This is a genomic window from Parvibaculum sp. MBR-TMA-1.3b-4.2 (assembly GCF_053628815.1).
The window spans coordinates 810,044-834,953 of sequence record NZ_JBRJHC010000001.1 but is presented as its reverse complement, the minus strand read 5'-3'; the positions used below and the strand labels follow the sequence as shown (position 1 = coordinate 834,953).

General features: G+C 61.8%; 22 protein-coding genes and 1 tRNA gene. 16 read left to right on the top strand and 7 right to left on the bottom strand.

Annotated elements, in window-relative coordinates; genetic code table 11:
• Nucleotides 1-24: 24 nt before the first annotated feature.
• Nucleotides 25-471, bottom strand: coding sequence for a PaaI family thioesterase (locus ACSSVQ_RS04145; RefSeq protein WP_454180954.1), 447 nt, complete (start codon nucleotides 469-471; stop codon nucleotides 25-27).
• Between the two features lie 110 nt (nucleotides 472-581).
• On the opposite strand from ACSSVQ_RS04145, the gene ACSSVQ_RS04140 reads away from it, so the two are divergent.
• From ACSSVQ_RS04140 to ACSSVQ_RS04105, 8 genes are all read left to right on the top strand, one after another.
• Nucleotides 582-1,118, top strand: coding sequence for a PAS domain-containing protein (locus tag ACSSVQ_RS04140; protein ID WP_454180953.1), 537 nt, complete (start codon nucleotides 582-584; stop codon nucleotides 1,116-1,118).
• A gap of 101 nt (nucleotides 1,119-1,219) precedes the next feature.
• Nucleotides 1,220-1,777, top strand: coding sequence for a PAS domain-containing protein (locus ACSSVQ_RS04135; RefSeq protein ID WP_454180952.1), 558 nt, complete (start codon nucleotides 1,220-1,222; stop codon nucleotides 1,775-1,777).
• Between the two features lie 116 nt (nucleotides 1,778-1,893).
• Nucleotides 1,894-3,045 (top strand): acyl-CoA dehydrogenase family protein, encoded by a 1,152-nt coding sequence (locus ACSSVQ_RS04130; protein ID WP_293323932.1) that lies wholly within the window; start codon nucleotides 1,894-1,896, stop codon nucleotides 3,043-3,045.
• 5 nt (nucleotides 3,046-3,050) lie between these two features.
• Nucleotides 3,051-3,650: a uracil-DNA glycosylase family protein gene (locus tag ACSSVQ_RS04125; RefSeq protein WP_454180951.1), complete on the top strand. Its 600-nt coding sequence runs from the start codon at nucleotides 3,051-3,053 to the stop codon at nucleotides 3,648-3,650.
• Nucleotides 3,651-3,772: 122 nt separating this feature from the next.
• A complete protein-coding gene (locus tag ACSSVQ_RS04120) occupies nucleotides 3,773-4,195 on the top strand; it encodes a hypothetical protein (RefSeq protein WP_454180950.1) in 423 nt (140 codons plus the stop codon).
• 42 nt (nucleotides 4,196-4,237) lie between these two features.
• Nucleotides 4,238-6,343 (top strand): TonB-dependent receptor domain-containing protein, encoded by a 2,106-nt coding sequence (locus ACSSVQ_RS04115; protein WP_454180949.1) that lies wholly within the window; start codon nucleotides 4,238-4,240, stop codon nucleotides 6,341-6,343.
• A 39-nt stretch (nucleotides 6,344-6,382) separates the two neighbouring features.
• On the top strand, nucleotides 6,383-7,381 hold the full coding sequence (locus ACSSVQ_RS04110; RefSeq protein ID WP_454180948.1) for an alpha/beta hydrolase: 999 nt from the start codon (nucleotides 6,383-6,385) through the stop codon (nucleotides 7,379-7,381).
• 94 nt (nucleotides 7,382-7,475) lie between these two features.
• Nucleotides 7,476-7,976, top strand: coding sequence for an Hsp20/alpha crystallin family protein (locus ACSSVQ_RS04105; protein WP_454180947.1), 501 nt, complete (start codon nucleotides 7,476-7,478; stop codon nucleotides 7,974-7,976).
• Here the strand turns inward: ACSSVQ_RS04105 and ACSSVQ_RS04100 are convergent, their stop codons facing one another.
• Nucleotides 7,977-10,466 carry a patatin-like protein gene (locus ACSSVQ_RS04100; protein ID WP_454180946.1) on the bottom strand — a complete coding sequence of 830 codons (2,490 nt, stop codon included), beginning with the start codon at nucleotides 10,464-10,466 and terminating at the stop codon, nucleotides 7,977-7,979.
• Nucleotides 10,467-10,627: 161 nt separating this feature from the next.
• On the opposite strand from ACSSVQ_RS04100, the gene ACSSVQ_RS04095 reads away from it, so the two are divergent.
• From ACSSVQ_RS04095 to ACSSVQ_RS04085, 3 genes are all read left to right on the top strand, one after another.
• Nucleotides 10,628-11,422 carry a sulfite exporter TauE/SafE family protein gene (locus ACSSVQ_RS04095; protein WP_454180945.1) on the top strand — a complete coding sequence of 265 codons (795 nt, stop codon included), beginning with the start codon at nucleotides 10,628-10,630 and terminating at the stop codon, nucleotides 11,420-11,422.
• A gap of 130 nt (nucleotides 11,423-11,552) precedes the next feature.
• Nucleotides 11,553-13,367, top strand: a complete 1,815-nt coding sequence (locus tag ACSSVQ_RS04090; RefSeq protein ID WP_454180944.1) for an arylsulfatase — start codon at nucleotides 11,553-11,555, stop codon at nucleotides 13,365-13,367.
• On the top strand, nucleotides 13,367-14,455 hold the full coding sequence (locus ACSSVQ_RS04085) for a glutathione S-transferase family protein (protein ID WP_454180943.1): 1,089 nt from the start codon (nucleotides 13,367-13,369) through the stop codon (nucleotides 14,453-14,455). The genes ACSSVQ_RS04090 and ACSSVQ_RS04085 overlap by 1 nt, the downstream gene beginning before the upstream one ends.
• Here the strand turns inward: ACSSVQ_RS04085 and ACSSVQ_RS04080 are convergent.
• The 3 genes from ACSSVQ_RS04080 to ACSSVQ_RS04070 form a co-directional block, all read right to left on the bottom strand.
• Complete coding sequence (locus tag ACSSVQ_RS04080; protein ID WP_454180942.1) at nucleotides 14,445-15,647, bottom strand: TolB family protein; 1,203 nt, start codon at nucleotides 15,645-15,647, stop codon at nucleotides 14,445-14,447. The two genes, ACSSVQ_RS04085 and ACSSVQ_RS04080, sit on opposite strands and share 11 nt — an antisense overlap.
• A gap of 133 nt (nucleotides 15,648-15,780) precedes the next feature.
• Nucleotides 15,781-15,856 (bottom strand) — tRNA-Val (locus tag ACSSVQ_RS04075).
• An 85-nt stretch (nucleotides 15,857-15,941) separates the two neighbouring features.
• Nucleotides 15,942-16,634, bottom strand: a complete 693-nt coding sequence (locus ACSSVQ_RS04070) for an HAD family hydrolase (RefSeq protein ID WP_454180941.1) — start codon at nucleotides 16,632-16,634, stop codon at nucleotides 15,942-15,944.
• 62 nt (nucleotides 16,635-16,696) lie between these two features.
• Here ACSSVQ_RS04070 and ACSSVQ_RS04065 point away from each other — a divergent pair, with 62 nt between their 5' ends.
• A complete protein-coding gene (locus tag ACSSVQ_RS04065; protein WP_454180940.1) occupies nucleotides 16,697-17,248 on the top strand; it encodes an N-acetyltransferase family protein in 552 nt (183 codons plus the stop codon).
• Nucleotides 17,249-17,251: 3 nt separating this feature from the next.
• On the opposite strand, the gene ACSSVQ_RS04060 is transcribed toward ACSSVQ_RS04065, so the two are convergent.
• A complete protein-coding gene (locus ACSSVQ_RS04060; RefSeq protein WP_454180939.1) occupies nucleotides 17,252-18,403 on the bottom strand; it encodes a M14 family metallopeptidase in 1,152 nt (383 codons plus the stop codon).
• Nucleotides 18,404-18,567: 164 nt separating this feature from the next.
• Here ACSSVQ_RS04060 and ACSSVQ_RS04055 point away from each other — a divergent pair, with 164 nt between their 5' ends.
• The 4 genes from ACSSVQ_RS04055 to ACSSVQ_RS04040 all read left to right on the top strand — a co-directional run bounded on the left by ACSSVQ_RS04055 (nucleotide 18,568) and on the right by ACSSVQ_RS04040 (nucleotide 23,804).
• Nucleotides 18,568-20,040 (top strand): NAD-dependent succinate-semialdehyde dehydrogenase, encoded by a 1,473-nt coding sequence (locus tag ACSSVQ_RS04055; protein WP_454180938.1) that lies wholly within the window; start codon nucleotides 18,568-18,570, stop codon nucleotides 20,038-20,040.
• 3 nt (nucleotides 20,041-20,043) lie between these two features.
• Nucleotides 20,044-20,739, top strand: a complete 696-nt coding sequence (rpiA, locus tag ACSSVQ_RS04050; protein WP_454180937.1) for a ribose-5-phosphate isomerase RpiA — start codon at nucleotides 20,044-20,046, stop codon at nucleotides 20,737-20,739.
• An 88-nt stretch (nucleotides 20,740-20,827) separates the two neighbouring features.
• Complete coding sequence (gor, locus tag ACSSVQ_RS04045; RefSeq protein ID WP_454180936.1) at nucleotides 20,828-22,210, top strand: glutathione-disulfide reductase; 1,383 nt, start codon at nucleotides 20,828-20,830, stop codon at nucleotides 22,208-22,210.
• 202 nt (nucleotides 22,211-22,412) lie between these two features.
• Nucleotides 22,413-23,804, top strand: coding sequence for a class II 3-deoxy-7-phosphoheptulonate synthase (locus ACSSVQ_RS04040; protein WP_454180935.1), 1,392 nt, complete (start codon nucleotides 22,413-22,415; stop codon nucleotides 23,802-23,804).
• 51 nt (nucleotides 23,805-23,855) lie between these two features.
• Here the strand turns inward: ACSSVQ_RS04040 and ACSSVQ_RS04035 are convergent, their stop codons facing one another.
• Nucleotides 23,856-24,863 (bottom strand): NADP-dependent oxidoreductase, encoded by a 1,008-nt coding sequence (locus tag ACSSVQ_RS04035; RefSeq protein WP_454180934.1) that lies wholly within the window; start codon nucleotides 24,861-24,863, stop codon nucleotides 23,856-23,858.
• Between the last annotated feature and the right edge of the window lie 47 nt (nucleotides 24,864-24,910).

Sequence of the window (24,910 nt, the reverse complement as noted above, 5' to 3'; positions counted from 1 at the left end):
CCTCCACCGGGTCGTAGCGACCCTTCATATAGGTTTCTTTCTGAGCTTTTTCACGATCCCGCTGAAATTAAGCAGGGGCAGTTCCCGCAAATCGCCGTCGATTTCCTTGCGCGTGAAAACCTGTCCCCGCAGGAACACCATGCTGCCGGTATTCTGCACGATGTCGCCGCGCGCCTCGATGAAGTCGCCGGCCGTGGCGGCGGCGGTGAATTCCGCATTGAAGGAGACGGTAACGGCGGGACCGTTCAGTGCCGCTTCGCCGATCGCGAAAAGCGAGAAATCGGCGAAAGTCATCAGCAGACCGCCATGCAGGAAGCCGCCGCCATTGCAGTGCTTTTCCGTCGCCTCGAAAGCGCAAGCGACCTCGCCGTCTTCGGTCTTGCGGAAATAGAAGGGCCCTGCATGATCCTCGAACGGATCATGGCCGTCCCATGTCTGGTATCCGGCAAGCCGGTTTGAATTTACATTCATGAGATGAACAATTGTCCGGAGTTTGTGATATCGATGGAGGGGCTTTTAGCAGGAAGTATAGCCTTCCAGAAGTCCTCGAGGCGGAAGAGCGGTATCCGGGTAATTTGAGTATGGCTGACTACGATCCTGACAAATTCACGAAAGAAGCGGGACAGGACGGCGCGAGGCTAATCGGTCTCAAGTCGTTGAAGGATCCTGTCGTGCTGTCGGTCTTCGACTATTGGAAAGAGAAGCGGGGAGACCGGTCGATGCCGAGCCCCGACGATCTGCGACCGTCCGAGTTCGCGCGTTTCCTGCCTCACCTCCAGATCGTCGAAGTTCATTGGGAGCCGGAATTCGATCTCACCTATCGCATCCTGGGCGAGGATATCGCCGAGGTGCATGGCGGTCCCTTTCGAGGGCTGAAGGTGCGCGCGCTGAACGAGACGAATCCGGGCCTGGGATCGATGATGTTCGAGCTTTTTCGTGCCGTGGCGGAACACAAACGCCCCTATGCGGCGGGCGGTGTGCTGAACAGCCGGTCGGGTGCAAAAGTCCCTTTTGAGGGGCTCTACATGCCGCTGTCCTATGACGATACAAGGACGAACCGCATATTCTGCTGCTCATCCTATGCCCTGACCGAACGGAGTATCTTTTCCGGCAACTGAATCCATATTCCGCACGCAGCTCTCAACACTTTCTTAGCGCATTTGGGGAAGAATTTCCCTGCGGCATCCGGTCGAAATGCACCGAGGTCTGGCGGGCTAAAATGGCGGCGGCAACTGAACAGCGCGAAATCGGACAAAGCGAACTCGAACGGGTTCACGGCGTCTCGTTCATTCGGCTCCGTGAGCTGAATGAGCCGATCTGTCTCAAGATGCTCTCCTATTGGAAAGCCAAACGCGGCGACCGTCTCATGCCGAGCCCTGACGATCTGAGGCCTGCCGAGTTCGCCCGCCTCATGCCCTACCTGCTGGTTCTGCAGGTCGATCACGATCCCTTCGATCTCACTTACCGTCTTTTCGGCGAAAACGTAGCCATCAGTTTCGGCGTGAACAGCGGCGGCAGGCGTGTGCTCGAGGCTTATCCCGACAATCCGAATCTCAATCAGGAACTGTTCAGCTTCTACAGCTATATCGCTGCGGAGCGCCGTCCGTTTGCCGCGGCGGGCACCATGCAGGTGGCCGGCGACAAGGTGGTCAGGACGGAAGGCGTCTATATGCCGCTGTCCTATGACGGCTATCGGACGAATCGCATCCTGGGCTGCTCGATGAAATACGACGTGGACAGGTGCGACTTCCTGGACGACGACCCCCTCTCTTTCTGAGCCGGAGGCCGCTGGCCCCGGCGCCCTTCACGACCCTTGCTTTGACCCTGTCGAGGCCTTGACCTAAATTCCTGCCCAACCCGCCAGACAACAGATTTCAGGGAAGCAGGAACGCCATGGCCCTCGACGCCGAAACCCGCGAACAGCTCATCTCATCCGTCCGCCGCTTCGTTGAGGAGCGCCTGCGCCCGATCGAGGCCCAGGTGTCCGAAAACGACGAAGTACCGGCGGAAATCGTCGCAGAGATGGCGGAACTGGGCCTTTTCGGCATTTCCGTGCCGACCGAATATGGCGGCCTCGGTCTCACCATGGAGGAAGAGTGCCTGCTCATGTTCGAGCTGGGCCGGACCTCTCCCGCCTTCCGCTCGGTCATCGGCACCAATGTCGGTATCGGCAGCCAGGGCATCGTGATGCATGGCCGTCAGGAGCAGAAGGAATACTGGCTCCCGAAGATCGCCAGCGGCGAGGTGATCGCTTCCTTCGCGCTGACCGAGCCCGAGGCGGGCTCCGACGCCGCCTCGCTCAAGACGACGGCGATCCGCGACGGCGACCACTACATCGTCAACGGCACCAAGCGCTACATCACCAATGCGAACAAGGCGGGTCTCTTCACCCTGATGGCGCGCACCGATCCCTCCACGCCGGGCGCCAAGGGTGTTTCCGCCTTCATCGTGCCGGCCGACTGCCCCGGCATCCATATCGGCAAGCCGGAAAAGAAGATGGGCCAGCAGGGCGCGCATATTTGCGACGTGGTGTTCGACGACGCGCGCATCCCGGCCGAGTGCCTGCTGGGCGATGAAGAAGGCAAGGGCTTCGTCACCGCCATGCAGGTGTTGGAGCGCGGCCGCCTGCATATTTCTGCCGTCTGCGTCGGCGTCTCCGACCGGCTGGTCGAGGAATCGGTCGCTTATGCCGCCGAGCGCAAGCAGTTCGGTGCGCCCATCGGCAACCTCCAGCTCGTGCAGGCATTGCTCGCCGACAGCAAGACCGAATCCTATGCAGGCCGCTGCATGGTGATGGACGCCGCCCGCCGCCGCGATGCGGGCGAGGATGTCGGCACGCTCGCCTCCTGCTGCAAGCTCTTCTGTTCGGAAATGGTGGGCCGCGTGGCCGACCGCGCAGTGCAGGTCTTTGGCGGGGCGGGCTATGTGGCCGATTACGGCATCGAGCGCTTCTACCGCGACGTGCGCATCTTCCGCATCTATGAGGGCACCAGCCAGGTGCAGCAGGTCATCATCGGCCGCAACCTCATCAAGGATGCGAGCTGACCTCCATGCCCGGTGCGCTGGACAGGCTGACGGACGAAATCAGGGCCTGCCGCGTCTGCGTTGAAAATCCGCGCAAGGTCCCGCTGCCGCATGAGCCGCGTCCGGTGCTGCGCGTCTCCGCCACGGCGCGCATCTGTGTTGCGGGGCAGGCGCCGGGTACGCGGGTTCACGCGTCCGGCGTACCGTTCACCGATCCCAGCGGCGACCGGCTCAGGGACTGGATGGGCGTCAGCGAGGAGGAGTTCTACGACACTTCCCGCATCGCCATCGTGCCCATGGGGTTCTGCTTTCCGGGGCAGGACGCAAAAGGCGGCGATCTGCCGCCCCGGCCGGAATGCGCGGAGCAGTGGCGGGCACGGCTTTTCGACCATCTGCCGCAGATCGATCTGTTCCTGCTGGTCGGTCAATATGCGCAAGGCTGGCATCTGGGATCGGCAAAGCGCAAAAGCCTGACGGAAACCGTCATGAACTGGCGCGAATACGGGCCCGGAGCCATCCCGCTGCCGCATCCCTCCTGGCGGAACAATGCCTGGATTCGGAAAAACCCGTGGTTTGAGTCGGAATTGCTGCCGGTGCTCAAATCCGAGGTCCGCGCCCGGCTTTGAGCCCATCTTTGACGCCGGGTGCGACGACGCGCCACCGGCGACCGCTTTGACAAACTCCCTGCCATTCCCTAGTAGACAATCCGATGGGGGACGGCATGCGTTTATCCGCTGGCAGAAAGACTGTGCGCGCAGGAGGGAAGGGAAGCCACGGCTTCCCCGCCCAGCGTATTCTGCTCGCCCTCCTTCTTGTCACCTTCATTCTGCCGAGCTTTGCCGCGATCCACGCCTCCGGCGACGACGCGGAAATCCTCGCCCCCGGCTTCTACAAGGACCGGATCGTGCTTTGCACGGGCGCGGGCCTCAAGATTATCAAGCTCGACCCGGCCACGGGAAAGCCGCTCGACGATCAGACGGACAATGCGGACCATCTGTCGCCGGTCTGCGCGCCGATGGTCACGGCCTCGCTTTTCCTGTCGCCGTCTCTGCCTGTGGCGGATGCGATTTTCGGCGGGGGAGAACCGCTCGACCTCCGCAACGACATTGCCATCCTGCATGAGCAGACAGCCTCGCCTCCGCTGCCGCCCAGGGGGCCTCCTGCTGCCTGAAGCTGTTTCCCCTATCGCTTCAGTCACATCAGGAAAAAGATCATGTCTCTCGCACATTTCAGTGCAGGGCGCCGCGCAGCGTTGCGCGCCGCCGCTGCGCCCGCGGCGCTGGCCATCGCCTTTGCCGTTCCCGCCACCCATGCCCGGGCTGAGGAGCCGGCAAGCAGCCCCATCGTCATCGAGGGCGATCAGGCGCTTCCCGGTCCGCTCGAAAGGATGACGCCCGCCGACACCAACGGCCCGGCGCCGCGCGATGCCGGTGAGTTTCTCTCCCGCCTTGAAGGCGTCACGTCGGGCCGTCTCGGCGGTCACGGCAATGAAATTTCCATGCGCGGCCTGACGCAGGACAATATCGCCGTCATTTCCGACGGGGCCTATGTGTTCGGCGGCTGCCCCAACCGCATGGATCCGCCCTCGTCGCTTTCCGCATTGCTGCCTGACGATGTCGTCACGGTGGCCCGCGGCTATCAGAGCGTGACGGACGGCCCGCCTGCGCCGGGCGGCACGGTGACCATCGACCGAGCAGACCCCTATGACATCGCGGACGGCCTGAGCGGCGGTATCGAGGGCGGCATCGAGAGCAATGGTGAGACCCGCTATGTCTCGGCGCAGGCACGCGCCGGTCTCGGCGGCGCCTATGTGCGCGGCTTTGCAAATGCCAAAAAGGCCGAGAACTACGAAGATGGCGACGGGCGCAAGGTTCGTTCCGCCTTCAAGCAGTATGGCGGCGGGCTGGAAGCCGGCTGGCGCTATGGCAACCACTCCGTCCTCTCGCTGTCGAGCGATGTGGACATTGTGGAGGATGCGCTCTTCGCGGGCGCCGGCATGGATAGCCCCTGGACGGCGGCGCGGACGGTGAAGGCATCGCTCGATCACAATTTCGACGAAGGCAGTCTTGTCACGACGCTGGAAGTCTCCGCCTATGGCAGCTTCGTCGAACATCTGATGGACAACTATTCGCTGCGCACACCGGGCATGATGCGTATGCGGACCGATGCCAATTCCGACACCTATGGCGGCCGTCTTGCCGCCGGGCTTGATGTCATGGGCGGTGTGCTGACATTGGGAGTGGATCACCGCACCAATAACCGCAACGCCGAAAGCCGATCCAACATGATGGGCGGCGCGCCGGTGACCATCACCAATTACACATGGCCGGATATGTTCATCCGCGATACCGGTCTGTTTGGCGAATACGAGGCGCCGGTGGACGCAGGCACCTCGCTGAAGCTGGGCCTTCGCGCTGATTTCGTTTCGGTGGAGGCGAAGCGGGCGGACTGGCTGCCCGGCGGCATGGGCGCGATAACTGCGCGGCAGCTCTACGCCACCTACTACGGCGTCACCGACACGGACCGGGAAGAAACCAATGTGAGTGCGCTGGCCCGTGTCACACATGACTTCAACGACAGCATCTCCGGCTGGATCGGGGCGGCCCGTGCCGTCCGCACGGCGGATGCGACCGAACGCGGTATCGTCCGCAACGGCGGGGCGAATAGCTGGGTCGGCAATCCCGGTATCAAGCCGGAAAAGCACTACCAGATCGATACAGGCCTCTCGGCGGGCAATGGCCCATGGGGCGTCACCGGCGGCATCTGGTATGACCGGGTGGACGATTTCATCAGCCGCGACACGGCGCGTGGCCAGGCGGGCATCCTGATGTCCAACGGCGCCAGCATCTATCGCAATGTGGATGCCGAACTGGCGGGCGTCGATCTGTCCGGCAGCTATCGCTTCTCCGAGAACTGGAAGACGAATGCCACGGCGTCCTACACCTATGGCGCCAACCTGACGGACAGTCGCCCGCTCTATCAGATCGCCCCGCTTAGCGGCTCGCTGGAAGTCGTCTATGAGCAGCCGGTCTGGCAGGCAGGCACGCGCCTGCGCTGGGCGGCAAACCAGACCCGGGCCGACACGAATCCGCTGACGGGTTCCGGCCTCGACGCGCAGGAGACGCCCGGCCATGTGGTGCTGGATCTCTTTGCAAGCTGGAAGCCCGTCACCGGTCTGGAACTCAAGGGCGGTGTGTCCAACCTGCTCGACCAGACCTATGCGAGCTATCTGAGCCGCTCCAACGGGTTCGACCCGGCGGTGGTGCAGGTGAACGAGCCGGGCCGGAGCTTCTACATTCAGGCGGCTCTCACGTTCTGAGCCCTTAAACGAGCTGGCGGTCGGGGGTAGAGTGCGGATATGCACCGCCTCCGACCGCTTCTTTTTCTGATCGCCGCCGCTCTTCTCGCAGCCTGTGCGCCGACCCGCATGACGGTCGGCCCGTCGGCGATGACGCCCGTCCTGACGCAAACGGGAGCCGGGCTCGCCGCGCGCATGGCGGACGGTGCCTGGCTGCCGGTGCGGGCGTTCAAGGCCGACAGGCCCCATGCTGTCATCCTCGCACTGCACGGCTTCAACGATTATTCGAACGCTTTTGCGCCCCCCGGACCGGGGGCCTGGTTCGCTGGGCACGGCATCACGCTTTATGCCTATGACCAGCGGGGCTTCGGGCGCGCGCCGGGGCATGGCTACTGGGCCGGCAAGGAGACGATGGTGCGCGACGCGGCCACCATGGTTCGGCTGTTGCGGAGCCGCCATCCCGGCCTGCCGCTTTATGTGATGGGGGCCTCCATGGGGGGCGCGGTGGCGATGAACCTCGCAGCAAGCCCCGATGCGCCGAAAATCGACGGGCTCATCCTTGCCGCGCCCGCGGTATGGGGCTGGCACTCCATGAACCTTCTCTACCGGTCGGTGCTCTGGACGGCGGCGCATGTCGCCCCGGACCGGCGTCTGACGGGGCAGGGGCTCGGCATCATGCCGTCCGACAATATCGAGATGTTGCGCGGGCTGGGACGCGACCCGCTCGTCATCAAGGAAACGCGCATTGCGACGGTCTATGGCCTTGTGGGGCTGATGGACGGTGCCTATGAGGCGGCGCCGAAAATATCCGTGCCGGTCCTTTACCTCTATGGCGCGAAAGACGAGCTGGTACCTCGTCCGCCCACGGCGCATGCGGTGGGGGCGCTCGCGGCGGACGATCCGGCCTTTTCCTTCCTCTGCTTCGAGCGCGGCTGGCATATGCTGCTGCGCGACAAGGAACGCGAGGTCGTTTGGAGCGACATATTGAGCTGGATCAAGGCGCCGGAACGCGCGGTCTCCTCGAATGAGGCGATGCGCAAGAGCTGTGGTCTCTTGTAGCGTTTCGGACAGATATTATCTTTGAAACGCGCAGCCGGTGCGACGTTTCGGCTGCCGTTTTCTTGCATTCAGGGCGAATGACAGGAGAAGAAAAATGGCGAAGGAAGTCAGCAAGAAGTCGGGCAAAAGCCCTGCCTCCCAGTTCCCCAGCGATCCGTTCTCGGCCTTCCGCGAAGAGATGAGTTCCATGCTGGACCGTGCTTTCGGCCGCCCGCTCAGCCTTTTCGACACGCCGTCGCTCGGGCATTTCGGCGCGGGCAGGATTACCCCTCAGATCGACATCCATGAATCGGAAAAGGAGTTCACGCTCTCCGCCGAACTGCCGGGGATGGACGAGCAGGATGTCGAACTCATCGTCGACAACGGGATGATGATCCTCAAGGGCGAGAAGAAATACGAAAAGCAAAGCGAAGAAGACAATGCCCGCGTCGTGGAGCGTCGCTATGGCAGCTTCGAGCGAAGCTTCACACTGCCATCTTCAGTGGATGAAGAAAAAATCAGCGCCACCTTCGATAAAGGTGTGTTGAAAATAACGATGCCGAAAGGCAAAGACGGCAAGCCCAGGGGGCGCCACGTCGAGATCGGTAAAGGCTGATCAGTCAGACGCGCTTTCATCTTTTCGTGTCGTCCGCCGGAAGGGATTTTCCTGCGTTCCGGCGGGCGGCGCCTCGTCGTCGCGATAGCGCATATTGAGATCGCGCTTCAATTCGAAGATCAGCCCCTCGACGCGGGGCAGATGCGGCTTTTCAGCCTCCAGGACGGCCCGAAGCAACCGCGCTTTGAGCTGCGTGAGATCGATCCCGGATTGCTCGATCGCATGGGGCGCGGCGCTCGCCACGATGTCGACAAGCCTTTCGACCGAGTGGAGCCGTCCCCACAGATAATCGTTCTCTCGCGCCTTGCGGCTGAAAAAGGCCGCGAAATATCCCAGCTCGCGGCCCATCAGCGTCGCCTGCGCGCCGCCCTGGCGAAGCGCGGTCGCATCCTCCGGGCTGATACGGTCCACCAGGATCGTGTCGACATCGTCGAGGTTCTGCCATTTGTTGAGGGGCAGGGTGAGCACGTCGAAAAAGGAGAAGCCGACATAGGATTCGACGAGTTCGTAGCGGCAGGCAGGCTCCAGCCGTGCGGCGTCTCGCGCGAAGACCTCGTCGACATCCGTATCGATCTCGATCAGCTTGAGCGCCGGTCCGAGCCTTGCCATCAGCGTTTCGATTTCATGCGTCTCGGCAATGCCGTCGTCATAAATGGCGCGGCAGATGCGTTGCAGCTCCGGCATCCGCATGCGTGACGCGGCGACGGACTGGTACTCCTCCAGACAGCCATAAAGCGAGGTCTTGAAGTTATCGAGGGCTTCGATGCCCGGCCCGTCATCCTCGCTGTGCTGTTCGTAAAGTTCGTTGAGCCGGCGGATGACGAAGCGCAACCGGCGAATGCGGAAATTGATGTCGAAATCGCGCAGGAAGCGGACCCAGGCGTCGCGCTTGGAGGGCGCGCTGTTCTCGCCGGGGATGGCGGTCCACTCAACGGGGAAGATTTCCTCATTGCCGGCCCATTGTTCCACCGTGCGCGCCAGCGCGAGCCTTTCATTGGGGTGATGCACCGCGCCGCTCATCTCCGCCACGGCATCGGTGATCTGGTCGAGAACGGATGCCACCTTCAGCTGGATATAGCCGTCATAGGAATAGCCGGCCTCCACCGCTGCGGCGACATTCGCGCGCTCGCGCATTTCCACTAGTTGATCCTTGGTCAGCCCTTCCGCTTCGGTTGCGCTGCCGAAGAGCGCCTTCACGCGGCGGGTTACATGCGGCCTGGCGGCGGCAACGATCTGGCGGTAGCGGCGTACCCGTTCGGAGAGTTCGTGGAGCGAGGCCAGTTCGTCGCGCACGGGCTGGTTGCGCGGAATTTCGGATGCCGCGCCGATGATCGACTGGAAGAACCCGGGCGGTGCGCCGCCGCGTTCCACTTTGCCGCCCTTGGGGTCGGGGTCGATATAGACCATGCGCCGGTCCACCTCGCGATAGGCGGGGCGTCCGCGTACCGATGAGATCGCCTCCGCGAAGGGCTTGTTGTTGAGGACGCTGCCATCGATGAAAGACGCGCTCACCGGATCGACACCGGCTGCGATCAGTGGCTGGAAATTGCTCTGGATGAAGGCCTCGCGGGCAGGCCATTGCTGTTCGCGTTCGACCATCAGCTCGTCGATTTCGACGATACGCGCCGGGGGGAAGGCGCCGGGAAAGCACGAGGTCGCCCGCGCGCCGAAAATCAGCCCGGGTACGTGAGCCATGTCGAAATCGCTGCGCATGCCGCCGGTCGGGTAGTGGATATAGGAATATTTGAGCGCATGGCGGTGTTCGCGCTCCTTGATCGAAACCGGATCATGCAGCGGGATATACTGGCTGTAGCCATGAAAGTCGGTGACGGAAACGATGAGGTCGAGCCTGTGCCCGGTGGGAATGAGCGAGGCGTCCGGCGAAGCCGGTTCGCCCATCGCCTCGCAGGCGTCCAGCAGCATGCCGGTGAGAAGTTTGCCGGAGAAGGGCGGTTCGAACCAGCGCGACCGGGTGAAGAGCTGCAGTTTCTCCCGCATCTCGAATTCGGGGGCATACCGGGTTAGCCATTTGTCCGTGAAGCGCCAGAAGAAGGGCTTCATGAAGAGCTTGCTCCATGGCCCCGCTATATGCTCCTCGTCCATCAGCGCGGTAATGTCGGCCATTTCCAGCCACATCTTGCGGTGGCTGTCCATCGGCAGGTCATGTGCAATGGCGCGTGCCAGCAAGACGCCATTGATGCCGCCCGCCGACGCTCCCGCGATCGTATCGACGAAAACGCGCAGATCGAGAGACTGGCCGATGGCCTGCAGCAATTCGAAATAGAGCGGCTCTGTATCGGTTTCGCGCGCCGTATCGGTGTTGATGTCCTGATAGCTCAGCGTCTGGCGCTTCGCGTGGTCCGGCTCGCTATGGAACATGGCCGAGGCACGCAGGAGCTTTTGTACCTCCTTGGTGACGCCATGCATGTAGACCGCCAGCGATACGCCGCCATAACAGACCAGCGCCAGCCTGAGTTCTTTTTCCTTCATGGCCCCGAGTCGCCCCTTTTTTCGCGCCGATTTGCGGCCCACTCTAATCGTCACAGGCCCGAGAGCCAAAAGGTGAACTAAGGCCGGGGAGTCTCTGCCTTGAATAAAGATTAGAAATATCTAATATGTAGGGCAAATCACTCTCGGGCAGGCACTCGACAATGGAACTTCTCACCCCGGACATACTGGCCGTCTTTTCCGGCGTTCTGATCGGTCTCACCCTGGGCCTGATCGGCGGCGGCGGGTCGATTCTGGCCGTGCCGCTCCTTGTCTATGTGGTCGGGGTCGGCTCCACGCATCTGGCAATCGGCACGAGTGCGTTCGCCGTCGCGGTCAATGCCGCCTTCGGCCTTGCGATGCATGCGCGGGCGCACACCGTCAAATGGCCCTGTGCAAGCGTTTTTGCCGGGTCGGGCATCGCAGGCGCGGCGCTGGGCGCCTGGGTGGGCAAGATGGTTGATGGAGAGACGTTGCTGGCATTGTTCGGCCTGTTGATGATCGGCATCGGCGCGTCGATGTTCCTGCGCCGGTCCGATGGCGGCAATCCCGATGTGCATCTCGATACGGCCTCCGCGCCCCGCCTGCTGCCGCCTCTGGCGGGGGCAGGCCTGAGTGTCGGCGCGCTGTCCGGCTTTTTCGGCATAGGGGGCGGCTTTCTCATCGTGCCGGGCCTCATCACGGTCACCGCCATGCCGATCCTGAATGCGGTCGGTTCCTCGCTGGTCTCGGTGACGGTGTTCGGCCTCACCACCTCCACCAGCTATGCGTTGTCCGGCCTCGTGGATTGGCGGGTCGCCGCCTTCCTCATCGGCGGCGGGGCGGTGGGGGCGTTTCTGGGCCAGCGCCTTGCCGGGCGGCTCTCCGGCGAGAAGCAGCTTCTGTCGAAGATCTTTGCCGTCTTCGTGATCGTGGTCGGGCTCTATGTCACCGGACAAGGGGTCGCCGCTCTTCTCTGATACTGCGCGAAGACGCCTCCGGCAGTCGGGCTGTCCCATTCTGAAATTAATGGCCTCCATTGACTTTGGTACGCTCCGCTGACATTTATGTTGGCAATATCGGTGTGTAGAGCTGGTCGGGGAGGAATTAATGGAAATCATTAATAACGGGCGCCATGCTCGATGGCGCGTGCGGATGCTGATTTTCTCGGCCCTGTTGGCCGGATTGGTCCATAGCGCGCCGGCACTGGCCGACGCCGAACCAGGCAAGCCCAATATCGTCGTTCTGCTGGTCGACGATGCCGCGCTGATGGATTTCGGCGTTTATGGCGGTGAGGCGCACACACCGAACATCGATGCGCTGGCGGGACGAGGGGCCTTGTTCACCCAGTACCGTTCGTCGCCGCTCTGCGCGCCCTCGCGTGCCATGCTGCTCACCGGCATGGACAATCACCGCAATGGCGTCGCGACCATTCCCGAAGTCATTCCGCCCGAGCAGGAGGGTAAGCCGGGCTACACGCTCTCGCTGGAACCGGGCGTTGCGACGCTGGCCGACTATCTGAAGGAGGCCGGCTATCGCACCTACATGACGGGAAAATGGCATCTGGGCAGCGGCGAGGGTGATCTGCCGGTGTCGCACGGTTTCGACCGTTCTTTCGCGCTCGATGCGTCGGGGGCGGACAATTGGGAAGACAAATCCTACATGCCCTTCTACGCAGAGGCCCCCTGGTTCGAGGATGGGAAGCCTGTCGCGCTTCCCGAGGATTTCTACTCGTCGAAATTCATCGTCGACAAGGCGATCAGCTATATCGACGAGGACGACACCGCCGCGCCGTTCTTTGCCTATGTCGCTTTTCAGGCGATCCACATTCCCGTTCAGGCCCCGGCGGAATTCACCGGGAATTACGATGGCGTCTATGACGAGGGCTGGGAAGCCCTGCGCAAGGCCCGCCATGAAAAGGCCATTGCAGAAGGTCTCGTGCCGAAAGGGGCGAAGCTCGCGCCCATGCCGAAAGGGTCGAGGCCCTGGAGCGCGCTGAGCAAGGACGAGCAGAAGCTCTATGCCGCGCGTATGCAGGTCAATGCGGGCATGCTGGAGGCGATGGACTTCCATGTCGGGCGTCTGATCGAGCACCTCAAGGCGAGGGGCGTCTATGACAATACGATCTTCGTCGTGACATCGGACAATGGTCCCGAACCCAGCCGCGGCGACGATAACTGGCAGCTTGCGCTCTGGATGAAGTTCAACGGCTATCACACCGGCATGAAAAATATCGGTGAAAAGGGAAGCTGGGGTTTCATCGGGCCGGAATGGGCGAGTGCCGCGGCATCGCCGAGCGATCTTTTCAAGTTCTATGCGGCGAGCGGTGGTGTACGCGTCCCCTTCGTGATGGCCGGACCCGGCATTCCGCATGAACGCGTGCAGTCCTTCGCCATGGTGACCGATGTCGCGCCGACCCTGCTGGAGCTGGCAGGCATCGCGCCCGATGCGACGGGCAGGCGGCCCATGACGGGGCGCAGTCTCGTGCCGGTGCTGGAAGGCGATGCACCGCACACCTACGGACCGGACGATCCGGCGGGGATCGAGGTGTCGGGTAATACGGGCTTCTATCTCGACGGCTACAAGATCACGCGCAACATGGCCCCCATGGGCGATGGCAAATGGCGCCTCTATGACATCGGGGCGGATCCCGGCGAAACGACGGACCTCTCCGCCGCCCGGCCCGAGACGAAGCAGAAGCTCCTCATGGCCTATGCGGCTTACGCGAAGAAGATGGGCGTGCTGGAGATGCCGAAGGGGTATAGCTCGACCACTCAGCTTGACAGGAACACCCGCGAGCGTGTTCTGGCCCTGCACCCCTGGATACGCATCATCGGCGTCATTTTAGTCCTGTTGGTCTTGGCCGGATCGATATGGGGTATACGAAGCATTGCCGCACGTCGGCGCGCGGAGAGGGCGGCCTGATGAAAGTCTACGGTCTCAAATGCTCTTACTTCACGGGCAAGCTCGAAAGCTATCTGCGCTACAAGGAGATCCCTTACGAGTTCCGCGCCATGACCGTGCGGGAATTCACGAAGACCATTCCGGCCAAAACCGGCGCAATGCAGATGCCGGCGGTTGAACTCGATGACGGGCGCTGGATGACGGATACGAGTCCGATCATCGACTGGTTCGAGACGCAATATCCAGCGCATCCGATCCTGCCCGAGGACCCGGCGCAGGCATTCATTTGCCGTCTCGTCGAGGATTATGCGGATGAGTGGATGTGGCGCTCGGCCATGCATTACCGATGGAGCTACCCTGAGAGCGCGAAATTGCTGGCGCGTCAGATCGCCGATGAGTTGACGACGGATGTGCGCCTTCCGGGCTGGCTCAAGCGGAACCGGACGGAAAAGCGGCAATTCAATAATTTCGTTCTTGGCGACGGCGTGAACGACCGCACCCGCACCAATGTGGAGCAGGGCTATAAGACCCTGTTGAAGGTTCTCAACAATATCTTCGAGACGAGGCGCTATGTGTTGGGCGACCGGCCCACGCTTGCCGATATTGGGCTTATGGGGCCGCTCTTCCGGCATTTCTCAATGGATCCGACGCCCGCCATCATCATGCGCGAAACAGCGCCCGGCGTGATGGCCTGGGTCTATCGCGTATGGAATGCGCGCGCCTCGCGAGAGCATGGAGAACTGGTCTCCGGTATCCCCGACGATCTCCTGCCGCTCCTGAAAGAAATCGGCGAGACGCATCTGGAAGCCCTATGCGCCAATGCCGAAGCCTTTGCGAAGGGGCAGGAGCGCTATGAGGTCGATATTCAGGGCACGCCCTATACCGATCTGCCGGTCTCGCATTATCGCGTCTGGTGTCTGGAGATGCTCCAGAAGCGCTACAAGGCGCTGGGCGAGAACGCCCGCTCTGGCCTGTCCAAGGTGCTGGAAGAACAGGGTTGCGTGGAGCCGCTTCTGAGGCTTCCCGATGTGCGGAGCGGCTACGACCCGGAAGGCAAAACCCCCTTCGGCCATTCCTCGCTCCCCGTGTTCAAAGAAATCAAGAGTTAGTCGGCTTCGCTTTCACCGGCATATCCGTTTGAGGCAGAAGCTCCAGCAGTCGCTCAAGGGGCACGATCTCTCTTGTGTTGCCTGTCTCCATATCGTGCAGCCAGATGGACCAATTGTGGCCGCGATCCTCATCGGCGCGAAGGAGCACGATAGAACCGTCTGCTGATGCGTCTGTCTCGGAGGTGTATGTTTCGAGTGTGGTCAGTCGGCTGGTCTGAGTGCCTTCGAAAAGATACAGGTCATATACATATCCGCGTTGACCCTTGGTGGAGTCCGCGCGCGAGGTAAAGAATACTTTCTTCCCGTCTGCAGATGCAGAAAGTTGGCTGTAGCCCAGTTTGGTGAGCGGCAGGAAATAGTCCAACTCGCCATCCGGCTTTAGGCTGCATGGAAAGGGGTAGACCAATGACTTTCCCGCAGCCTCCATGGCGGCCTGGGCCGGTCCTCTAGACGGCGCTTTACAAGTAAAGATGAGATCGCCGTTTGCTGTTGGCGTCATTTTTCCGACCAACTGAAAAGTGGACGGTGTGATTGTGTTCGGCAGCAGGATCGTCTCCTGCGGATCGTCCAGCTTTACGGACGCTATGCCGAAAAAGCCAGCGGGGCGGGAGCCGCCCTCCTTGTTCCACTCTGCCTTTGCCCATGAAAAATAGATGGTCTGCCCGTCGGGGGAGAATTCTGGTGACAGCCGGATCTCGGAGCCGCCGTTTTCGGTCAGCTGCGTGTATTTGCCGGTTTCCAGATCGAACAAGCCGATGTGATAGCCGAACTCGGATTTTGAACAGGTCAAGTAGCAGAAGGCTGTCACCGACAGACGCTTGCCGTCGGGAGAGAATGATGGCGCTCCGACGCGGAGATATTCAGGCAGTTTGAGAAACTCTACCCGGTCGCTGTTGATATGATAGAGCGCGATGCCTTTTAGCGATTTCTCGCTGCGCTTGTCCTCGTAGGAAAACGCTACTCGGTCGCCCGACGGCGAAAGTGATGCAGATCTGATCTGAACATCGAGCTGGGGCTTTGGTCCGGGATACTCTGGTTTGCATCCGGCGATGGCGATCCCGAAAATCAGGCAGAGGAGGGGGAGCGCACCTTGTTTCGATGTCGACTGAGAGAATGCGACTGAAATTGCCTCAAAAAATAACCGGGCAGAATTCACTCGCGGCTTACGATGAATAGAAACGCTGTCGACCATTAGTCTCCCCCCAAAGGTCGGCCGCTCAGGCGGCACTATTTTAGGAAGTTTAGACGAGGGTGCTCCACTCCGGCCATCACGAAGTGACCGGCCGGATTTCCAGCGGATGGGGTGTTTCAGTTTTTCAGAAAAATGGTGGGCGGTACTGGATTCGAACCAGTGACCCCAGCGATGTGAACACTGTGCTCTACCAACTGAGCTAACCGCCCACGCGGGCTGCGGAGGTCTCCCCCCGCGCCGGGAGCCCGTCTATAGAGTCTCAGCCAGCTTCAAGTCAAGCGTTCCCGTGGCTTTTCACGATGTCTCGCCGAAATGGCGCGGAAGGATCGCCTCCAGCGCCTTCGGAAACTCGTCGAAATGGCCGATGAGATAATCGGCGCCCAATTCTTCCAGAGGAACCCGGCGATAACCGAAATCCACGCAAATGCATGGGATTTCCGCATTCTTCGCCGCAGCCGTGTCCGTCTCGCTATCTCCCACCATCACGGCGTGAATTGGCTCCACCTTGAGCTGGCGCAGTGCCTCGAAGAGATGCTCGGGATCCGGTTTTTTGACCGGCAGCGTGTCGCCGCCGATCACGACCGGAAAAAACCGGTCGATTTCGAGAACCCGCAGCAATTCCCGCGACAGGTGCTCCACCTTGTTGGTGCAGACGGCAAGCCCGGCCCCTTGGTCGGAAAGTTCTTCCAGCAGCTCCCGCACGCCCGGCCAGAGCTGCGTGTGATCGGCGATATGGTCAGCGTAATAGTCGAGAAACTCCTCGAAAAGCTGGTCCAGCAGCGCCTCGGAGGCGGGCTCGCCGGTCTCGCGAAAGCCACGGTCCATAAGGAGCCGTGCGCCGCCGCCAACCAGATGGCGCACCCGCGTATCCGGAATGCGGTCGCGGCCATGGCGCGTCAGCACCACATTCATTGTTTCGCACAAATCAGCGGCGGTATCGGCCAGCGTACCGTCCAGATCGAAAAGAAGGGCAGGGCGTTCGGGCATCGTCTCTCTCGAATTTTGCGTGCCGCTCTGTCGCACGGGAAGGCCCGGCGGGCAAGCTGCCCATGAAACCGGTGCATTTTTTCCTTCCCTTGGGCGCGTCGGGCGGCGACACTTTACCCATGTTGATCGCCTCGCGATATCAGGCCCGTATGGCCGAGCCGGGGCGGGACGAGGACATTCTCGCCCGTCTGAAGATCGCGTGCTGGCAGGAATCCTACGACCAGCTTCTCCCCGCCGACATTCTGAAGGGTATGAGCCTTGAGCGCACCCGCGCGACATGGCGGCATTCATTGCAGCATGGCATCGCCTGGATCGCCGAGCAGGGTGGCTCGCCCGTCGGTTTCGGCCATATGCGCGGCGATGAAATAACGATGCTTTATGTGCTGGCGAGCGATCAGGGCCACGGCCTTGGCTGCGAATTGCTGCTGAACCTTTTCGAGGAGATCGCCTGCTTCGGCCATCGCAAGGCGCATCTCTGGGTATTGGCGGAAAACCACAAGGCGCGCCGCTTCTATGCGCGAATGGGCGGCACCGCAGATGCGCGCCGCCCGGTCGGATTCGCGAATTATCCCGACATCATGGAAGTCCGCTACAATTTCGATATTGGCGGATAGCTGCTAATCGGCGGCCTTGTTGAGGCCTTCCTGCGTCCACTCGCCGAGCCCCCGCAATGTCTGCTCGTAACAGCTGAGCGCGTTGGTCAGGACATTCTCCTGCCAGCTTCGGCGGCGCGGCGCATAATCGTCGCGGATTTCCTCGAAATAGCCTTCGGCCTCCGGCGCATCGAAGCTGCCCTCGAAGCGCAGCCAGCGCTCCAGCATGGAAACGCGCATCGCTTTCGCCGGATCGTTCTTGAGGCGGGCGGAGCGGAATTCGATCACGGCGCCCGTGACGCTCGCATGCGGGGCCACCATCTCCTCAAGGCCCCAGAAAAGAATGCCCCGCCTTGTCGGGCGTTTCGAACCCCACATGCGCTCGATCGTTTTCGGGTCGAGCGAGTTCGGTCCCCACCAGCGTTTGGCGCGATTAAGCGCCGCGCTGCCGGGACGCGAAAAGCACAGATGGATAAGATCTCCGTCACCCGCCGGGCCGGAATGCCAGTCGATGAACCCGATGCGCGGCGCATGGGCCAGCTCGCGGGCGACGATCTTCCGGATGACGAGATTGGACCATTCGGGCGCGGTGCCGCCGAAATGATAGCCGTCGGCATGGGTGTACTGCCCCCGGCTCAACGCATCTTCAAGCGCCCATTGCCCGTGCCGGTCGATGAAGCGCGCGCCGGCCATGAGCATCTTGTGGATCGCGTTCTCGTCAATTCGCTTCGGGCAAAGCGAAGGGTGCAGTTCCGCGTAGAGTGGATTTTCCGGATGGGGTTGGCTGTGGTCGAGAAAATTGCGGTTCAGATCGACATTGTTCTCGGTACAGCGAAGCCCCCAGGCGAAGCCGAACGGGTTGACCGCATGCAGCATGAGCATGGCGACGCCGGGCGGTAACGAGGCGGCGCCCCCTTCGCGGATCCAGGCGATCTGCGCGGCCGAGCCGCCGAATCCCTCCGCGCCATGCGTGCCGCAGGTGTTGAGAAGTACCGTCGAGGCATCCGCCGGGCCGAACCAGGCACTGTCCAGATGAAGCTCATGGCCCAAAGGACCGCGGGCCAATGGATTTTCATAACTGGCAATCCGCGCGCCCGCTTCCTCCGCCGCGGCAAGAAAACGGCGCCGGGCCTGAAGATAGGTTTCGGAAAAACAGCTTTCGGGGGTAATCCTCACCTCGATGCCGCCCCTTTCCGCTTTCGCCGCGGGAGTGTTAACAATGCTCTGTCCGCATCGCTGCGGCGCAGATTTCGAACGAGTTTTAATCTTATCTGACGCGCATCACGGCGGAAACGATAGAAAGTGGCCCTGTCGGGCCCGCCCAATTGGAGAAATCCCCCATGACAGCCTCCAAGTCCCTTCCCGATTGCCTGAATGACCGGGCGTTACTGAAGGACCGTTGTTTCATCGATGGCGAGTGGATTGGAGCGGATGGCGCGACGATCGACGTGACGAACCCTGCGACAGGCGATCTGATCGCCAAAGTTCCCTCGCTCGGCGTGAACGATGTCCGCCGGGCGGTCGATGCTGCGGAGAAGGCGCAGAAGGACTGGGCTGCCCGCCCGGCCAAGGAGCGCGCCGCGATCCTGCGCAAATGGTTCGATCTCATCATGGCCAACCAGGACGATCTGGGCGCCATCATGACGGCCGAGCAGGGCAAGCCGCTGACGGAAGCCAAGGGCGAGGTCGCCTATGCGGCGTCCTTCATCGAGTATTATTCCGAAGAGGCCAAACGCATTTATGGCTCCATCGTGCCCGCGCCGACGACCGACCGCCGCATCGTGGTGCTGAAACAGCCCATCGGGGTGTGCGCGGCCATCACGCCCTGGAACTTCCCGGCGGCGATGATTACGCGAAAGGCGGGCCCCGCGCTCGCGGCTGGCTGCGCCATGGTGGTGAAGCCTGCCAGCGCGACGCCGCTTTCCGCCTTCGCCCTGGCGGAGCTTGCCGACCGCGCCGGGCTGCCCAAAGGCCTGCTCTCCGTCATCACCGGCAAGGCCGGCGAACTCGGCACGGAAATGACCACCAATGCCAAGATCGGCAAGGTGACCTTCACCGGCTCGACGGAAATCGGCAAGAAGCTGATGGAACAGTCCGCATCCACGGTGAAGAAGGTCGCGCTGGAGCTTGGCGGCAATGCGCCTTTCATCGTGTTCGACGACGCCGATGTCGACGCGGCGGTGGAGGGGGCGCTTGCCTCCAAATATCGCAATACCGGCCAGACCTGCATCTGCACCAATCGCTTCCTCGTGCATGACAAGGTTTATGACAGCTTCGTCGAGAAACTCGGGCAGAAGGTTTCGGAACTGAAAGTCGGTTCCGGCTTCGAGGACGGCGTGGCCCAGGGCCCGCTGATTGACGAGGCTGGCGTGGAAAAGGTCGAGGAACATCTGGCCGATGCCACCTCCAAGGGCGCGCGTATCGTCACCGGCGGCAAGCGGCATGAGTTGGGCGGCACCTTCTTCCAGCCCACCGTGATTGCCGATGCGACGCCGGACATGCTTGTCGCGCAGGAAGAAACCTTCGGACCTCTCGCGCCGGTCTTCCGTTTCAAGACGGAAGAAGAGGCAATCAAGATGGCGAACGACACCCCCTTCGGCCTTGCCTCCTATTTCTACAGCCGCGATGTCGCGCGGTGCTGGCGTGTGGCGGAGGCGCTGGAATACGGCCTTGTGGGCGTCAATGCGGGCCTCATTTCAACCGAGGTGGCGCCCTTCGGAGGCTACAAGGAGTCCGGGCTCGGCCGTGAAGGTGGGCCTTGGGGCATCGAGGAATTCCTGGAAACGAAATATGTCGCAATGGCGGGGCTTTGAGCGATGAGTTCGAATGAGCAGAAGAAGAATGCGGCGCTGAAGGCAGCGAGCTTTATCGAAAACGGCATGAAGCTCGGCCTCGGCACGGGCTCCACGGCGGAATATTTCGTCCAGGCGCTGGGCGCGCGCGTGGCTGAAGGGCTCGACATTGTCGGCGTGCCGACCTCCGAGCGCACCCGCGCCATGGCCGAGACGCTGGGCATCCCGCTCACCAATCTCGACGACACGCCGCATCTCGATATCACCATCGACGGGGCGGATGAGCTCGACAGCAAGCTGCGCCTCATCAAGGGCGGCGGCGGCGCGCTCCTGCGCGAAAAGATCGTGGCGACGGCTTCGGATCGCATGATCGTGATTGCGGATGTCTCGAAAGTGGTCGGGACGCTGGGCGCCTTCCCGTTGCCGGTGGAAGTGATCCCCTTCGGGTCCACTGCGACGGTGGGCCGGATGGCGGATGTGGCGACGGCTTGTGGTTGCGAGGGTGAGATTCGCCTGCGGGCCGACGAGTTCGGCGAGCCGTTCTTCACCGATTCCGAGAATTTCATCTTCGACTGCCATTTTGGCAGCATTCCCGATCCGGACAGCCTCGCAGCGGAGCTGAACAAGATCGCAGGCGTCGTCGATAACGGATTGTTTATCGGAATTTGTTCCTTCGCCATTGTCGGAACGGACCAGGGTTCCGACATAATCGGTCAGTAACCCGCCGGACAGGGCAGGTTCTCTCACATGGGGCGGCCTCGCATGTATGCCGCTCACCCAAAAAGACCTAGGCGACCGGGAGCGGCTGATGACGCAGTATGACTATGACCTCTTTGTGATTGGAGCCGGTTCCGGCGGCGTGCGCGCGAGCCGCGTGGCGTCGAGCCATGGTGCGAAAGTGGCGGTGGCCGAGGAATATCGCGTCGGCGGCACCTGCGTCATTCGCGGCTGCGTACCGAAGAAGCTTTTCGTCTATGCCAGCCACTTTGCTGAGGAGTTCGAGGAGGCGGCGGGCTTCGGCTGGCAGGTCGGCGAGGCTCGTTTCGACTGGAAGACGCTGCTTGCCAACAAGGACCGGGAGATCGACCGGCTGAACGGCATCTACATCCGCAACCTGAACAATTCGGGCGTGGAAATCATCGAAAGCCGCGCCGTGCTGAAGGATGCGCACACCGTTTATCTCGCGGGCGAAGATCGCGACGTGACGGCGGAGCGTATTCTGATCGCCGTCGGTGCCACGCCCTACCTGCCGGATATTCCCGGCATCGAATATGCGATCAGCTCCAACGAAGCCTTCCATCTTGAAGAACTGCCCAAACGCATCGTCGTCGCAGGCGGCGGATATATCGCTGTCGAGTTCGCGGGCATATTCAACGGGCTTGGTGTGGAAGTGACGCAGCTCTATCGCGGGCCGCTCTTCATGCGCGGTTTCGACGACGATTTGCGCGACACGCTGGCCGAGGAAATGCGCAAGAAGGGCGTCGACCTGCGCATGGATTGCGACATCACGGCGATCGAGAAGCAGGACAATGGCGAGCTTCACCTGAAGCTCTCCAATGGCGACACGATCCACACCGATGCGGTGATGTATGCAACCGGCCGCGTGCCGAAGACCGACGGGCTGGGCCTCGACCGGGCAGGGGTGCAGCTCGGCGATAATGGCGAGATTCTGGTCGACGAATATTCGCAGACCAATGTCGATAGCATCTACGCAGTGGGCGATGTGACGGACCGGGCGGCACTGACGCCGGTTGCGATACGCGAAGGCCAAGCCTTTGCCGAAACCGTCTATGCGGACAAGCCGCTCACGGTCGACCACTCGATCATCCCGACCGCCGTTTTCTCCCAGCCGGAGCTTGGCACGGTCGGCCTGACCGAGACCGAAGCCCGCAAGGCCCATGGCGAGGTCGATATCTACAAGACGAGCTTCCGCCCCATGAAGGGCACGCTGTCGGGCAGCGAGGAAAAGACCTTCATGAAGCTCATCGTGCATCCGGAAACGGACAAGGTGCTGGGCGTTCACATCGTCGGCCCGGCCTCGGGCGAAATGATCCAGGCGCTCGGCATCGCCGTTTCGATGGGCGCGACCAAGGCCCAGTTCGATGCGACCATCGCGGTCCATCCCACCGCGGCGGAGGAGCTTGTGACGATGAAGCAGAAATGGGTCCCGCCGGCCCAGGCAGCGGAGTGAGGCGGCGGAGTGACGCGCCCGCCAGGGCCCCGGAGTTAACTCTCTGCTTTAAATAGGCTATTTCGCGCCAGTCATATCAAGGGCTTGGGGTTCCTTTTAGAGCCCTTGTGGACTATATATCCGCCTTCCATATGAAAGTTGGGCGCTTTCCCCGCAAAAGGGCCGGGAAGCCGCGCATTTTCGCGTTTTGGAGATTGGATCGATGGCGGATCATTGGACACCGCATAGCTGGCGCGCGAAGCCGGCGAAGCATATTCCGGACTATCCGGATAAAATGGAACTCAATGCCGTGGAGCAGCGTCTGCGCTCCTATCCGCCGCTCGTGTTTGCAGGTGAGGCGCGCAAGCTGAAGGCCGAGCTGGCCGAAGTGTGCGAAGGACGTGCTTTTCTGCTGCAGGGCGGCGATTGCGCGGAGAGCTTCGCCGAATTTTCAGCCGACAATATTCGCGACACCTTCCGTGTGCTGCTGCAGATGGCGGTGGTGCTGACCTATGCCGCCGCCTCGCCGGTGGTGAAGGTGGGCCGCATTGCGGGCCAGTTCGCCAAGCCGCGTTCCTCGCCCACCGAGACGCAGGGCGATGTGACGCTGCCGAGCTATCTGGGCGACAACATCAACGGGATCGACTTCAACGAGAAGTCGCGTATCCCCGATCCGGATCGTCTGCTGCGCGCCTACAGCCAGTCGGCTTCGACGCTGAACCTGCTGCGCGCTTTCGCGACGGGCGGTTATGCCGATCTCGATTTCGTGCATCGCTGGAATCTCGGCTTCCTGGCCGAGACGCCGGAAAGTGCACGCTATGAGGAACTGGCGAACCGTATTTCCGAGACGCTGGACTTCATGAAGGCCTGCGGCATCAATGGCGAGACGGCGCCGCAGCTTCGCCAGACCGACTTCTTCACCAGTCATGAGGCGCTGCTTCTGGGCTATGAGGAAGCGATGACGCGCGTGGACAGCACGTCCGGCGATTTCTACGACACCTCGGCCCATATGCTCTGGATCGGCGACCGTACGCGCCAGCCGGACCATGCGCATGTGGAGTTCCTGAGCGGCGTGAAGAACCCGATCGCCATGAAATGCGGCCCTTCGCTCGATCCGGAAGAGCTGGTGAAGCTCACCGACATTCTGAACCCGGATAATGAGCCGGGCCGCCTGACGCTGATCTGCCGTTTCGGCGCGGAGAATGTCGAAAAGCATCTGCCGGCGCTGATCGAGGCGATCAAGCGCGAGGGCAAGAAGGTGGTGTGGTCCTGCGATCCCATGCATGGCAACACGATCAAGAGCTCGACCGGTTACAAGACGCGTCCCGTGGACCGCGTGCTGGCCGAGGTGCAGGCCTTCATGGCCGTGCATCGCGATCAGGGCACCCATGCGGGCGGCGTCCATTTCGAGATGACCGGCCAGAACGTGACGGAGTGCCTTGGCGGTGCGCAGGCGATCACCGAAACCGAACTCGGCGACCGCTACCACACCCATTGCGATCCGCGCCTCAATGCCAGTCAGGCGCTGGAACTGGCCTTCCTCATTGCCGAAGGGCTGAAGAAGGAACGTTCCGGCACCGCGATGAGCAATGTGGCGATGACTGCCGCTTTCTGATCGACGCGCGATACGAATTGAAAAGCCCGGCGGAAACGCCGGGCTTTTTGTTTAGCTGACCTTCACGAGCCGCCGTCCGAGGTTCTCTCCCTCGAAGAGCCCGATAAAGGCATCGGCGCTGCCTTCCAGCCCCTCGGAAATATCCTCGGTGTACTGAAGCTTGCCCTCGTGGATCCAGCGCGCCATCTCGGCCTGCGCCTGGGGGAACTGCTTGAAATAGTCGAAGACGACGAGCCCTTCCATGCGCAACCGATGCGTGATGAAGCGCGTCACATGGCGGATACCGATGGGGTTCGTCGCGTTGTACTCCGCGACCTGGCCCGAAACGACGATACGGCCATGCTCCTTCATGTTGAGAAGGGCCGCATCCAGCATCTCCGCACCCACATTGTCGAAATAGATGTCCACGCCATCCGGGCAATGCGCCTTGATCGCGTCGGCCAGACTGTCCTCGTGATAATCGAAGGCATCGTCGAAGCCGAGCCCGCGCACATAATCGCATTTGCGTTCGGAGCCCGCGATGCCGACCACGCGGCACCCCTTCATCTTGGCGATCTGTCCCGCCGTCGCACCGACGGGGCCGGCCGCCGACGAAATGAGAACGGTCTGGCCCTCTTTGGGTTCGCCGAGGTCGAGCAGGCCGAAATAGGAGGTGAGCCCCGGTATGCCGAGCACGCCGATGGCCGCGGTCGGGCGAAGGGCACCGTGAAAGAGCGAAGGGTCGAGCTTCTGGACGCCGCGTCCATTGGAGATCGCATGGCTCACCCAGCCAAACCCGCCTGTCACCAGATTGCCGGGCGCGAATTTCTCATTGTTGGATTTTTCCACCACGCCGACCATCGCGCTGTCGATGGTGGCGCCCAGGGGGAGTGCCGCGGCATAGCTGTCGCCGGAGAGGCGAGAGCGCATGCCCGGATCGACGGAATGATATTCGGTCCGGATCAGAATCTCGTTCTCGCCGGGATCGGGAAGGTCGACTTCCTCCAGCCGGAAATTATCCCGGACGGGTTTCCCGTCCGGACGCGATGCAAGCACCCACCGCCGCGCGGATGTCGGCATGTTTTCTCCTCCCTCAGAATCTCATGGCCCGGCAGTGCCGGGCCATG